Below are 14,387 nucleotides of genomic sequence, written 5' to 3' on the forward strand. Positions count from 1 at the left end.
TAAATAAAAACCAGCCTGATTGCTTCACCAGGCTGGCTTCACGAAAATCTTTGATTATGATACTTCTAAATGCAGGTCGCCCGGCTTCACTTTACCCATGATTTTCAATACTCGATGCAGGGCAAGGGTGATCACTGCTGGCAAGACCATGCCAACTGCTACATAAACCAAGAACGTGTACAGCCCTTGACCAGTAATGATGGCAATCGGGGCAATCATTGAGCTTAATCCCATGCCTCCAAGCTCATACGGTACTTGGAAATCAAATGCCAAAGTAGCGATGGGAGCACAAATGATGGCCGCAACAAAAGGCGGAACGACATATAAAGGATTTTTGATTAAATTAGGAAATTGAACCTTTGGCGTAACGACCATCTGGGCAAGGAACCCGCCCATGTCATTATCTTTATAAGACATCACAGTGAACCCGACAAACTGAACGGTACATCCGATTAAAGCTGCCGCACTAGAGACGGGATCTAATTGTAAGGCAATCGCAAGGGCCGCGGATGACGCTGGGGTCATCAATAAAACGCTCCAAACCAAGGCAATGACCATGGAGCCGATTAAAGGCGATCCTCCAACGGCAGCGGTGATTTGACCGCTTAACCAGGTTAGGAATGGTGTGGTTACAAGAGCAAGTCCATATCCCGATACTCCACCGACAAGAACGGCACCTAACGGAATCGCCATGATATCCAACTTTATTTTGCCGATTAGGCGCTTACCTACATAAGTTGCAATGACTGCTGCCAGGACGGCACTTAATGGCTGCCCCGTAACGATCGTGAAGGCTCCCTCGGCCGTTCTGTGAATCGCAGCACCGCCAACGGCACTCGAGGCCATGGCGCTAAAGATGATCAAGGAATTCCCGCCAAGCTGATATGCGATTCCAGCCCCTAGCGCCGGTGCAAGCAAGACCTTCGCTGCTCCGCCTATTGCAAGGAACACCTCCCAATCCAAATACCCTCCTATGGATTCAAACAATAACCCAATTCCTAACGTAACTAGAACTGCGTTAGCTATTCCTGTTGAAGCCTTGTACATTCGATCCGTGATGTATGCTTTCCTGCTCAATATATTTCCACTCCTCATTATCTATCAGAATTATCACTAGTAATAAAACAAAAAAATCCCTGTCCATATGAAAAATCACTAAGCGGACCTGATGCCTGTTGGTATAATAACATGAATTTTCTGATAATGTAAGTCGTATTTATATACTAATAAAATAAAAACGCTTACAAAAAGTGTGATTTTAATAGGGTTTTATACAATTAATATGCAAAATTGTATTATTTCAGTATATTCGTTCTGTCTTCCGGTGGTTAAGGAATGTAATATACACGAACTATTCGTCACCCTCTTAAGTCACCAACACAATATGATTCCTAGACCCTAATCCATAAAAAAAGAATGCCGGGAACAGCTCCGGCACTCTCAGTATTTGCTTTTTATTCTTTCGTGACCAATTTCAGTGGAACGGAGATGGTTTCCTCCACTTTGTCACCTTTCAACACCTTTTCAGCCGCATTAACCGCCTCTTCACCAATCAGGGCCGGCTGCTGGGCAATTGTAGCTTTTAGTTCTCCGCTCTCGACTGCCTTCAATGCATCATCATTGCCATCGAAACCAACCACGATGATGTCTTTGCCGGCTGCCTTGATCGCTTCAATGGCACCTAAAGCCATTTCATCATTATGTGCGAATACCGCTTGGATGTCTTTATTTCCTTGCAGGATATTTTCCATGACGTTAAGACCTTTTGTGCGGTCGAATTCTGCCGTCTGGCTTGTCAGAACATCCAATTGCTTGTCCGCAAGATTGTGGAAGCCTTTTCCGCGTTCACGAGTGGCAGACGCTCCAGATACACCTTCAAGCTCCACTACCTTTGCTTTTTCGCCAAGCTCCTTAACTAAATATTCCGCAGCTATTTCACCACCAGCGACATTGTCTGAGGCGATGAACGTTTCGATATCGCCTTCGTCGGCTGAGCGGTCAATCGTAATGACGGGAATGCCCGCATCATTTGCATCTTTAACGGCTGAGGATATCGCGGCAGAGTCTGTTGGATTCACAAGAAGAACATCCACCTTTTGCAGGATTAAATCTTCAATTCCGCTAGTTTGTTTAGCTGTATCATCCTGGGCATCTACAACTGTAACTTTCATGCCTTTTGCTTTTGCTTCTTTTTCAATGCCATCCTTTAATGAAACGAAGAATGGATTGTTTAACGTTGAAATGCTGACGCCGATTTTGACGCCTTTTACAGAGTCTTTCTTTTCTTTTTTATTTTCTTTCAGACCCGAATCCATTGAGCAGGCAGCTAAGACCATTAAAGAAAGAATCATGATGATCGATACGATTTTTTTCATATATTACACCTCTGCTTATGATTTTTTACGGTCAAGTAAGACCGCGATTAATATAACTGCACCTTTTACCACTTGTTGGTAGAAAGAGGATACACCAAGTAAATTCATTCCGTTATTCAAGGTGCCGATGATCAAGACGCCCACGAGCGTGCCGAACAATCGGCCTTTACCGCCTGAAAGGCTCGTTCCGCCTAGCACCACGGCTGCGATGGCATCCATTTCATAGGATTGCCCTGCCGTTGGCTGTGCCGAGTTCAGACGCGAGGTCAATATCGCACCGGCAATGGCTGCCATCGTACCTGCCAGCCCATAAATGGCCACCTTCACGCGGTCAACTTTAATTCCGGAAATGCGTGAAGCCTTTTCATTTCCGCCAATGGCATAAGTTTTGCGGCCAAACGATGTTTTATGCAATAGGAACCAAAGGATGAAGAAGGCGATGACCATCACGACCGCCGGTACTGGCAAGCCCAGGAAGTAACCCCGTCCAAGCATTTGGAACGTGACCGAATCACCAATTCCCGTTATTGGCTTCCCATCCGTATAAACGAGCGTCAATCCACGGAAAATCGTCATCGTAGCCAGAGTAACGATGAAGGGCGCCATTTTTCCTTTTGATACGAGAATTCCATTGATTACACCCATTATTGTCCCAAGCAGGACCCCTACCAATATAGCAAGGATCGGGTCCATTCCCGAGACCATCATGCCAGCCATAAGCGCACTGGATAGTGCCAGAATGGAACCGACTGACAAGTCGATGCCGCCTGTCAGGATGATGAAGGTCATCCCGAATGCAATAAGTGCATTGATGGAGGTTTGACGCAATAAATTCAAAATATTGTTCGGTTCCATGAATGATGGATTTAAAACGGTTATTACGATAAATAATAGAACCAAGGCGAGTAACGGACCGAATTTTTGCCAGATCCCGCTTTTTCCTGTAGTCTCAAGTTTCATCCTAGTTCCCCCCTGTCGCCAATGCCATAATTTTTTCTTGTGTCGCTTCCTGCTTTAACAATTCCCCAGCAATTTCACCTTCGTGTACCACAAGGATCCTATCGCTCATACCAACGATTTCCGGAAGCTCCGACGAAACCATGATGATGGCGATCCCCCGTTCCGTCAATTCATTCATCAATTCATAAATTTCCCGTTTTGCTCCAACATCGATGCCTCTCGTAGGCTCATCCATAATTAATACCTTTGGGGAGGTGCCGATCCATTTTGCGATGACCACTTTTTGCTGGTTGCCTCCGGATAGGGTGCCGATGATCGTCTCAGCAGAAGATGTCTTCACGTGAAGTCGTTTGATCATCATATCTGCAAAATTTCTCTCATCCCCCGTTTTTACGAGCCCGCTTGGAGCAAAGCTTTTTAAATTCGGCAACCCGATATTTTCCCTTACGGAAAAGTCGAGGATCAGCCCCTCTTCTTTACGGTTTTCCGTAATGAAAGCCAGGCCGTTCCGTACCGCATCCGAGGGTTTTCGTATGGAAACCCTCTTGCCTTCCACGGTAATCTCACCGCGATCTATTTGATCGACACCGAAAAGGGCGCGCACGATTTCTGTTCTGCCTGCTCCCATCAATCCGGCTACACCCACAATCTCGCCTTGCCGAACTGAGAAATTAATATCCTCAAACATCCCTTTTTTCATTAATCCTTTTACATCAAGGACTACATCGCCAAGCTTCGCTTCACGGTGAGGGAACCGATCCTCCAGCTCCCGCCCGACCATTTTTTGCACCACCTCATCGAAATTCGTCTCGACGATTTTTTTCGTATCAACCGTTTTACCGTCACGCATAACGGTGATCCTGTCACATATGGCGAATATTTCTTCCATCCGGTGCGAGATATATACAAGTGATACTCCCTTTTTTGTAAGGTCCTTCATCACTTCAAAGAGCTTTTCGATTTCCCTATCGGTTAACGCTGCGGTCGGTTCGTCCATGATGATGACTTCTGCCTCCGTCATAAGTGCCTTGGCAATCTCAATCATTTGCTGTTCCCCTACGGAACAAAGTCCGGCTTCCTTATCAAAGGGAAGGGAAATATTAAGTGTTTTAAACACTTCTTTTGCACGCGCTTTCATTTGCTTCATTTTCAAGACGCCAAAGCCATTTACCATTTCCTTGCCGATAAATAGGTTTTCCAGCACGGTCATTTCCGGCCATATATTCAATTCCTGACGGATAAATGCCATCCCCGCCTCTTCTGCTTCCTTTGAATCCTTGAATGAGATTTCATTGCCGTTGATTACAATCGTTCCTTGATCGTGCTTATGAAGACCAGTCAAAATGTTCATCAAGGTTGATTTACCCGCTCCATTTTCCCCCATGAGTGCATGTACCTCACCAGCCTCTAACGAAAAGTGAACACCTTCCAATACCTTGTTTTGACCGAATGCCTTATATATATTCTGCATTTCGATTTGCATCGCTCTTCACCTCTTTCTTTAAAAGAATACTCCAGACTGCAAAATGCAATTTGAATACGGCGTCGTCTCCCCGGTTCGGATGATCGCTTTCGCTTTAGCTGTCAGCTTCTTGAAATCCTCGTGTGAAACATATTCAATTGCTTCGCCGAATTGCTGATCCATATATTGATGCTGATCTGGATTTTTCTCTTTCACCTCAGTGGCGGCGATGACCTTTTCAATGACCATATCATCGTATACGGCACCGACGACAGCTTGAAACGACGGGGTCCCTGGTGTCAGTGCTAAGTCTATCTTGATGACCCCCGGCGGCACCGGCAGCCCGGCGTCACCTACAACTATATAATCGGTATGACCAAGGTCGACAAGGACCTTGGCTATTGAACTATTGATGATGCCTTGACGTTTCATCCTTCAAGGCCCCTTTCCACTTCCGCCCTATGCGGCATGCCTCCTTGGGCGCCTAGCTTCGTCACGGAAATGGAAGCTGCCCGGTTCGCGAATATCAAACATTCGTCATAGCTTTTCCCTTCTGCAACGGCCACTGCGAAGGCAGCGTTGAATGTATCACCTGCACCTGTCGTATCCACTGCTTCAACTACAAAGCTCGGAACAATCTTTTCTTCATGTCCGTCGAAATAGCGGACACCGTTTTTTCCTTCTGTAATGAATAATTTATTGGGATACTCAGTCAGAGCCTTCGTTCGATCTCTCCCATCGAAAAGGATTTCGAATTCATGTTCATTGGGCGTCAGGAATGCTGCCTGTTGAATGACAGCCTCGCTTAGCTTTCGGGCGGGAGCTGGGTTCAAAAGCAATCTTTTTTGGAGTGTTTTGCACAACTCAGCCACATATTCGACCGTTTCCTCGGGTATTTCCTGCTGAACCATGACGATATCCGCTTCCTCAATCGCCTTTTGAGCCTTTTGGACATAATCGGGAGTAATGAAATCATTTGCCCCTTTAACGACAATAATGCTGTTATCACCTTCAGAAAGGATGATATGTGCCGTACCGGACGTTGAACCTGTAACCGGTTCCACATAGTCCGTATTTACGCCATTTTTTTTCAGGTTTTCTAAAATGACTTCTCCATAAAAATCATCTCCTACACAGCCAATCATTGTTACATCTGCACCAAGGCGAGCTGCTGCCACTGCCTGATTGGCTCCTTTTCCACCTGGGACCGTGATGAAGGAATCTCCTAAAACTGTTTCTCCTGCTTTTGGGCGCTTAGCTGATGTCACCACTAAATCCATCGAGGAACTCCCCACTACTGCAATTTTAATCACGGCTTTTCCACCTTTCTTCTCGTTGTTTGTCTTTCCACAAAAGAAACAGGTAGCTTCTTATGTGTTTCTGCAATTTTTTCCTGATTGATTTTCCTGATTAGCATTTCCGCAGCTTGTGCACCCATCTCATAGGCTGGCTGGCGAATTGTCGATAACGGCGGATGCAATAACTGCGTGAAGGCGATATCATCATAGCCGATCAATTGAATATCCTCCGGAATCCGGATTCCCCGCTTCAAGATTTCTTGAAGGGCAGCAGCTGCCACAATATCATTACAAGCGATGATTCCATCCGTGTTTGGATATTGCTCGAACAGCTGTCGCGCACAAATTTGTCCGCCTTGAAGGGTCAAGGATGAGTCCATCACCTGCACATTCACCTTCGCTTGTGTCAGCTCCTCCAATGCGGCCATATACCGTTCATAAACAGGCTTTATTTCCACTGGTCCTCTAATCAAAACGATATTTGTACTGCCCCTATCTAGCAATACCCGTGCTGCCAGCCTGCCGCCCGTCTTTTGGTCGGAATACACGGCTGGCAATTTCTCTCCCGTCCGATCTAGAAGAACGACTGGAATTTCGAGATTATCAAAATTTTCATTGGCTTCTTCACTTGTCGAAGCAATCATGCCCACTACATTATTCTGTAGAAAAGTATCGATATATTCTATTTCCTTCTCTCTCTTCTCATCGCTATTCCCGAAGATCAGCCGATATCCAAATTGCTGCAAATAATCCTCGACACCCCTCGCCATTTCTGGGAAGAAAGGATTCGTGATGTCCGGTAAGATCAAGCCAACCAATTTGGATTTACGATTATAAAGGGACCTTGCCACTTCATTCGGTTTATAATTCAGTTTTTCAACAGCCGCCATGACGACCTTTTTAGTGTCTTCATGTGCATAGCCGCTGCCATTCATGACTCTAGAAACCGTTGCTACGGAAACTCCTGCTTCCTTCGCAACCTCCCGAATAGTTGCCACCATTTCCACCTCAATAATATTGTGTAACCGTTTACATAAATCTTATCACTATTTTATCGGAACGGCAAGCTTTATTGTAAAGATAACTTTTAGGTAATCGAGACCAAATGACATGACATACTCGATGATAAATTTTTTGTTGACGATTTGTACTTAGACCGTTGCTTTCCACTACATTTTTGGAGACGTGAACGCTTCCCTTCCTATCCAATAAGAAAGCAAAAGATGCTGGCTCAGCGATTTGAGCCAGCTTATTGATTAAATGGATTTGGCAGGTAGCTTTTCGTAAAGAGCATTATTGACATATCCGAATTCTGATGCATGCGGACGATCTTCGCCATCACTGTAGCCATATTGAAGCATCCTGTTTCTGTTTAAACAGAGCTTTGTTAATTTCGGGGCGAAGAAATTGAATAGGTCGAAACGGTCCTGCAACTGCGGGAACTTTCGCTGATGTGCAAGGATGGCATTCGTGACGCCTTCCCAGAAAACATTCTCATTCAATAGTTGCCTTTTCATCAGGATGGTGGACAAGTAACGGAAGTGACATATAAACAGTCCCGTGAAAATGAATTGAACGAGGCCTTCAGGCGGCTCGCACCTTAATACCTTTTTTAAATCATCAGGAAGCTTGCTCAATTCAGGAAGCGGCTGATCACTTATGTTTACGTCATCAACAAAATCCTTGATTGCCAGTCTATGCGGCTTGTAATCCTTCAATACTAAAATCGTATTTTGGCCATGTGGTGAAAAAACAACTCCATATTGATAAATGAAATGTAATAACGGTGAAAGAATGACATCGAATAGTTGGTCTGTCCACTCTCCAGCGGTTAACCCCGATTTTTCGATTAGGCTTTCTACATACGGCTTGCCATCATGGTCCACATGCAACAGAGAAGCTAACGTAACGGGCTTCTCGCCTTCTTCCATATAACTGTATATGCTTTCCCGCCATATACCGCCGAGCATTTCCAAATATTGATAAGGTACGTTTTTCAGCTTAGAGAAATAAGGATGATCGACATTTAAACTGGCGATTTCACCAGGAAGCACCACTTTGCATTCTTCTTTTAAATATCGATCATTGTCGTAAATATCCTTAATATACTCCGTGATTTTTGGTGCGATGACTGTACGTTCTGCTGGCAACCCGCGATAGACGAGCGTATTTAATATGCTCATTGGCAGCTTGACGTGGTGTTTGTCCTTATTGGATAGGTTAACAAAGGTCCGAATCGATTGCTGCGGCAAATACTCATCGGGACCATTTCCCAAAGCCACGATCAGCTCCTTTGCCAAATCATCGGTGAAATTTTGGATGATGACATTCTTCCATTGCCATTCATGGATTGGCAGGTAATAGTAGTCTTTCTCTTCTAGCCCCTTCTCTGCCAATCTATCGGAAAAAAGTTTTCTCGTTTCGATATCCAGTTCGTTTTCCATCAATTGCTTGTAGTTTAAGGCCCCGATGGAATTGAAAGCAGCTCTTGTTTTATGGACGGCTATCCATGATAGCTGAATTTTCTCCTGGTTTTCCGGAGCATACTTCAAGTAATCATCATAACCGAATCCGATCCTCCCCTTATTATAGGCGATCCAAGGGTGGCCGCTCATTTCTCCCTCAAGCCATGCATAATCCAGCTCGACTAAATCATCAGCACTTTGGTCTGGTTTGGTTAGCAATTGCAGGTCGGCAAGCAATGTATGATTGAATTCCTTAATCAAATGGCCGGTTGTTTCTGCCGTCATCCCAATTAGCGGCTGAAGGTCCAAAATGAATTGGATGGCATCATCGGCTTGTGTAGCTTCCCCTGTTGCCATTTCATAGACTGAAATCGAACCAGCCTGAACTTCATAGCTGTCAAACAAGCGAGGCGAGGCTAAAAATCGATACGATATTTCTTCATTTATCTTTAACTCGTATACGTTTCCACCTGCATCTTCCATCAAGACAGCTGGATGGATCATATCCTCATACATATATTCGGAAATCATTTTGGCGAGCAGATTTTGGTTTACGATCGACCAGTTTTTTTTCGTTGCCACATTTTCCACTTCATTTACGAATTGCATACACTTATCTCCCCTTCACTTATTAGTAGGCCGCGACAGGTGTTTTGACACGGAATGATTGAAATGCTCCTTTTGGTTCGGCTGGATAAACGTCCCTGCCTGCTAATTGATTAATAATAATTGAATTTCGGTATGCCCCTAACCCTAAATCCGGTGCACCTACACCATGCGTATGTATCTCTCCGTTCTGAATGAAGAGGTGATTGGAAGTAGGGACGGTCGTGCCAATCCGGTAGTCCTTGCTTATTTCCAAACGGCCAAGCTCATCTCGGACAAGAAGGTTTTCCATGCCATCAAGAAAGGTAGGAACGGTTGATTTATATCCTGTTCCGAATACTATCGCTTCTGTATCGACATCAAAATCACTATCCTCGACCCATTGTCTACATTTCAATGTCCATCCACCTTCACCCGGTTTTAATGCAGTAACCTCCGTCATTGCCCTAAGTTCAATGGCAAGTTCGGCATTTCCAATCGTTTTCTCATAAATTTTGTCGAAAATCGATGCAATCGTCGTCGCACTGATTCCTTTATACAAAAGGTCCTGCTTTGGCAGAATTTCATCCTTCTTCTCCTGCGGCAGACGATAAAAGAAATCGAGATAGTCCGGCGTGAAGTATTCCAAACCAAGTTTTGAATATTCCATAGGGAAAAATCCTTTTGACCTTGTATACCAGTTCAGCTGATAACCATGATTTTCCTGTTCATTCAACAGATCCTCAAACACCTCGGCTGCACTCTGGCCCGATCCGACAACCGTTATCGATTTTTTATTCAATATATTTTCCTTATTCCGCAAGTAATCGGCAGAATGCAGGATACTTTCTCCTACAAATGGGCTAAAAGCAGCCGGCACCGCTGGGGCACTTCCGATTCCCAGTACCACATGACGGCTATGATATACCTCTACCTGTCGAGTTTGTTCATCCCTTACGTGTATCTGGTAAACGGGCTCCTCTTGATCCTTTGTATACTCTATCGTTTCCACCGCTTTTCCAAAACAGCAGCTATCGAGCTGATTGGCAGTCCAGCGACAATAATCGTTATATTCTTTCCTAGGTATCAGAAACTTTTCAAGAAAGTAGAAATGATAAAGCCTGTCATGCTGCTGTAAATAATTCAAAAAACTATATTTACTAGTCACATCCGCCATGCTGACTAAATCAGCGAAGAACGGCACTTGCAGCGTCGTCCCCTCAAGCAGCATCCCTTCATGCCAATTAAATTCCTGCTTCCTTTCAAAAAAGAGAGCATGTAGTTCTGGAGTTTTCTCCAATAAGGCGGCAAGGCCCAAATTAAAAGGACCAATACCGATCCCGATCACATCATAGATAAATGGTTGCTTCTCCATATTTCCACTTCCTTTCGAAATTCTCACGCGTGCAAGCCATAAGCAAACCGGTTTTATCTGGAAGTTCAACTTCTTTAATTGGAGTGAATCCGCATTTTTTAAATAAATGAATCATCTTTTCGTTTCTGATATCCGGTTCAGCCATCACCTTTTTAGTATGGGCAGTCATGAGCTGGTATTTAACCATCGACCGTAAAAGTGGCAAAGCCAGTCCTTTTCCAAGATATTCAGGATTGCCAATGAGCAAATGAATGCCCTGGTCCCCCTCCTCGGCCTCATAATAGTCCTCGATGATATCGCCTTTAACCCAATACGATTCCCAGTAGCTCATTGGTATTTCATCGAGGCAGCCTAAATAGAGAGTTTGGTGTGAATCGGCCAATGCCTTTTGTAAATGGCGCGAAAATTTCTCTTTAGTGAAATTCAAATTCCAATACGGTATCACATGTTCTTCGTGCATCCAATCATGCAGCGTATCGATATCCCTATCAAAGTCGACTTTGACAAATGATAGCATCTGATTATATTCTTTGAGCATTTCCTCATACCTACATTTCATTGACGGCCGGGACCCCTTGCGCAAATGGATTTTCGATGGTCGTATAGACGGATTGTGTCTCAAGTGAACCCACAAGCTCATCCAAGTCATGGAAACGTGTCAGTAAATTCGCTTTACAAGGCAGTTTTCGCTCCTGAAGCAGTCTGAATACGACTCGATTCAGCCCTTCATCATCGCTCTTTGCGTTGATCGATTCTAATAGTTTATGAACGACTTGTAATAGTTTCTTTTCCGATATCAATCCCTCTGTACCAAAGTTGTTGATCAGCCCTAATAAGTGATTGAAGAAGAAATAGTATTGCAGTCTTTCTTCAGCGACTTCATCGGAACAAATGGTGAAGCTTTTTTTGCTAAGCTCCGGCAGGATGCCTAGCAAGCGGTCCACCTTGGATTGACAATAATAATAACCTTGGTTATCACGGTAATGGAATGTGGACGGATACCCATTTTGTAGCTGAATGATCGAATTTTGTTGATGAGCCTCTAAAACGATTCCATACTTTTCGAATAACCAAAGCATTGGCTCTACGGTCATCGACAGATAGCTAGTGAACCAATCGATACTCACTTCTTCTGTCGTTCGGTTTTCATCAGCGGACAACTTGCGGATGATCGCTGCAAGCCTTGAAGGTGCACCAAAGGCATTATCTTGGCAGAGGCCTGCGATCAAGCTAGTTTGCTTATCGTCGTCATGAAAAGGATTTTCCCTTATATCTACATCGAAGCCTGAGTCTTGTTCCGTCGTTTTTATCGTTATGTACGCAGGATCCTTTATGATACGGAAGGCCGGATGGTGTTTTCTGAGTTCATCGCCTAATTCCGAATCTAGTAATCTAGCGATTTCGACACCACGATCCAGTTCCTTTTGCAGATTCGAACGTAATGAATTGGTGATTTTAACCGGTACCGAAAACTTATACATATACCGGGATGAAGCACTATAGACGGTCCTGAATGAAGACGTTGCCGTGAACTTCTTCCCGAGCGGACCTGCATGGATAAGCTGTCCCGACTCGATTAACACCTTGACCTCACCTTTTTCGACAAGATCCTTTGCCTGTAGCGGGTGTGCCGGAATAATGATATATTGGCTATCTTTATTGCAATACTTATCACGGAATTCTTGCGAAACTTCAAGGTCTGCCATTAATTCCGTTTTGATGATTTCACTTGCAGACAAGGTCTCACTGGAGTCCTGGATGACGATTGCAGGATCGGCCAAAAAGTAATGCAGCTGGAACTCGCCTTTTAATTCAGGTGAATAAACCGCTTCATCTCGTTCTGAAATACCTTGCTTACTTTTTGGAGTAGGATGGAGCAGGTGGCCTAGTAAAAGGGACTGCTCTGCCTCGATATATGTAAAATCACAGCTTTGAAGGGCATCGAAGTCTTCAATCCTGGCTTCGACATAGCGTTGGATATTTTGGCTGCTCAGGATGACGCGCAGCATCAGCTCATCTTCGCTATCCGTTCGGCCCTGTTCAAGCAATAATTCTTTGCTTATGGCGGAAACCATTGTCACGTAGTCCAATTCACGGATTTGTTTGGATGATGTTCGGTAATAGGCTGGGAAGGTAAAAATATGGCGCCCCGTTTCCGACCAATATTTAATTGGAACAAGCAAGGTAATATCTTGGGATGTAAGATTGCAAACGATTAAAGAATCCGGAACCCCTTCCTCCAATTCAGGATAGTTCTTCGATTCTTCCAATCTGCCATTTCCGGTTTCCCTGAAATAACAATTCAGAAAGCTTTGCATCGTCGCCCTTTGAGCTATTTGCTTACTATTCATCTTCATTCCTCCATCATATTGAACATTTCACCTAATACGCGGATCTCATCTAGTATGTCTTCTATATGCTCAAGCCTTGTCATCGGATTCAAAAGGGTCATTTTTAAATAAACTTGTCCCTCGAAACGTGTTTTTGCTAAAAATGCCCGGCCGCTATTCAATAATTCCTGTTGGATCTGCTTATTTAACTGATCTACCAACTGAACACTCGCTCCATCTGGATCATAACGGAAAACGACTGCATTCAATTCAGGATGCTTGTTCAATACACGGAAACCGTCCTCTTTATCGATCATTGCCGCTACGTCACGCGCAAGATGGCATGTATAGTCAATCATTTCAGCAAAGGTATCAAGTCCGACAACCTTCAATGACATCCAAAGCTTCAGCGCATCGAATCTCCTCGTCGTTTGAATAGATTTATTGACTAAGTGGACCATGCCTTCTTCTTCATCTTCCTCGGGATTCAAGTAATCGGCATGATGCTGGATATATTGAAAATGCTCGCGATCGGAGACAAGGAAAGCACCGCAGCTTATTGGCTGATAGAATAGCTTATGAAAATCGACTGTAATGGAATCAGCATCTTCCAATCCCTTTACAGCGGCTTTGAAATCGCGACTTAACATCATGGCACCGCCATATGCGGCATCCACATGCAGCCAAATCCCGTTCGCCCTCGCAAGTTCAGCCAATTTGCCCACTGGATCGATCGAACCGAAATCCGTCGTTCCACAAGTTGCAACAATGGCAAATGGTAGTAACTCCTGCTCCTTCAAGAGCTCGAGCTGGTGAGTTATTTCAGCGATGGAAAGACGGTGATTTGAATCCGTCTTGATCGTAATCACCGCCTGTTCTCCAAGCCCAAGCTGCGCCGCCGATTTACGAACCGTAAAGTGGGCGGACTCCGAGCATAAAATTCTTAGTTTACTCGCATCTGCAGGAAGTCCATGCTGTTGGACATCGACATCCCACTTACGCTTGCAATAAGCATCCCTAGCCAGCAGCAGGCCCATATAATTCGATTGTGTGCCACCGCTTGTAAAAACCCCATCCGCTTGCTCCGGTAATCCTGCCTGCTTGCACAACCAATGGATCAGTCGCTCTTCAACAAAGGTTGCAGTCGAGCTTTGATCCCATGAATCCATCGATTGATTCAACGTACTGATGATCAACTCGGCAGCCACTGCAGGTATTAACGTCGGGCAATGCAAATGCCCAATACAGGTTGGACTGTGTACATTCATGCTGTCCTTGATTACAAATTCAGCTAGTTCAGCCGCTGCCGACTCAAAGTTCTCCCCTTTTATGGAAGCGATCGATAATTCATTTAACCTTGTTTCCAATTCATGCGGTTTTTTGCCAGAGTAGGGTGAATTGTTACCGTTTAAAAAATCAGCTAACGTGTTCTCTATGATTTTTAAAGACTGCGTGTAGTTTTGGATGCCTTCCTCGTTATTCAAGAAAAATGGAGCATAAGCAAAATCAGCTTTCTTCACTGTTTCAATCATTATTT

General features: G+C 44.4%; 12 protein-coding genes. All 12 read right to left on the bottom strand.

All coding sequences use genetic code 11. The features are described 5' to 3' along the window. Positions 1-54: 54 nt before the first annotated feature. Positions 55-1,047 (bottom strand): PTS transporter subunit IIC, encoded by a 993-nt coding sequence (locus ASU00_RS14035; RefSeq protein WP_236712736.1) that lies wholly within the window; start codon positions 1,045-1,047, stop codon positions 55-57. Positions 1,048-1,454: 407 nt separating this feature from the next. Continuing rightward, complete coding sequence (gene rbsB, locus ASU00_RS14040; RefSeq protein WP_057914100.1) at positions 1,455-2,375, bottom strand: ribose ABC transporter substrate-binding protein RbsB; 921 nt, start codon at positions 2,373-2,375, stop codon at positions 1,455-1,457. 15 nt (positions 2,376-2,390) lie between these two features. After that, a complete protein-coding gene (locus ASU00_RS14045) occupies positions 2,391-3,335 on the bottom strand; it encodes an ABC transporter permease (protein WP_057914101.1) in 945 nt (314 codons plus the stop codon). A gap of 1 nt (position 3,336) precedes the next feature. Beyond that, positions 3,337-4,818, bottom strand: a complete 1,482-nt coding sequence (locus ASU00_RS14050; protein ID WP_057914102.1) for a sugar ABC transporter ATP-binding protein — start codon at positions 4,816-4,818, stop codon at positions 3,337-3,339. Between the two features lie 18 nt (positions 4,819-4,836). Continuing rightward, complete coding sequence (gene rbsD, locus ASU00_RS14055; RefSeq protein ID WP_057914103.1) at positions 4,837-5,229, bottom strand: D-ribose pyranase; 393 nt, start codon at positions 5,227-5,229, stop codon at positions 4,837-4,839. Further along, positions 5,226-6,110: a ribokinase gene (gene rbsK, locus ASU00_RS14060; protein ID WP_057914104.1), complete on the bottom strand. Its 885-nt coding sequence runs from the start codon at positions 6,108-6,110 to the stop codon at positions 5,226-5,228. Before rbsK ends, rbsD begins: the two co-directional genes overlap by 4 nt. Then, positions 6,107-7,096 (bottom strand): LacI family DNA-binding transcriptional regulator, encoded by a 990-nt coding sequence (locus ASU00_RS14065; protein ID WP_057914105.1) that lies wholly within the window; start codon positions 7,094-7,096, stop codon positions 6,107-6,109. The genes rbsK and ASU00_RS14065 overlap by 4 nt, the downstream gene beginning before the upstream one ends. Positions 7,097-7,351: 255 nt before the next feature. Further along, the gene (locus ASU00_RS14070; RefSeq protein WP_057914106.1) at positions 7,352-9,169 is read right to left on the bottom strand and encodes an IucA/IucC family protein; all 1,818 of its coding nucleotides are present in this window, start codon (positions 9,167-9,169) and stop codon (positions 7,352-7,354) included. Positions 9,170-9,191: 22 nt separating this feature from the next. Continuing rightward, complete coding sequence (locus ASU00_RS14075; protein WP_057914107.1) at positions 9,192-10,520, bottom strand: lysine N(6)-hydroxylase/L-ornithine N(5)-oxygenase family protein; 1,329 nt, start codon at positions 10,518-10,520, stop codon at positions 9,192-9,194. After that, positions 10,495-11,079: a GNAT family N-acetyltransferase gene (locus ASU00_RS14080; RefSeq protein WP_201786298.1), complete on the bottom strand. Its 585-nt coding sequence runs from the start codon at positions 11,077-11,079 to the stop codon at positions 10,495-10,497. The genes ASU00_RS14075 and ASU00_RS14080 overlap by 26 nt, the downstream gene beginning before the upstream one ends. Then, the gene (locus ASU00_RS14085) at positions 11,069-12,871 is read right to left on the bottom strand and encodes an IucA/IucC family protein (protein WP_057914108.1); all 1,803 of its coding nucleotides are present in this window, start codon (positions 12,869-12,871) and stop codon (positions 11,069-11,071) included. Before ASU00_RS14085 ends, ASU00_RS14080 begins: the two co-directional genes overlap by 11 nt. A gap of 2 nt (positions 12,872-12,873) precedes the next feature. Beyond that, the gene (locus ASU00_RS14090; protein WP_057914109.1) at positions 12,874-14,382 is read right to left on the bottom strand and encodes a pyridoxal phosphate-dependent decarboxylase family protein; all 1,509 of its coding nucleotides are present in this window, start codon (positions 14,380-14,382) and stop codon (positions 12,874-12,876) included. Positions 14,383-14,387: the final 5 nt, after the last annotated feature.

This window comes from Peribacillus muralis, from assembly GCF_001439925.1.
In the GTDB taxonomy this organism is placed as follows: Bacteria; Bacillota; Bacilli; order Bacillales; family DSM-1321; genus Peribacillus; species Peribacillus muralis.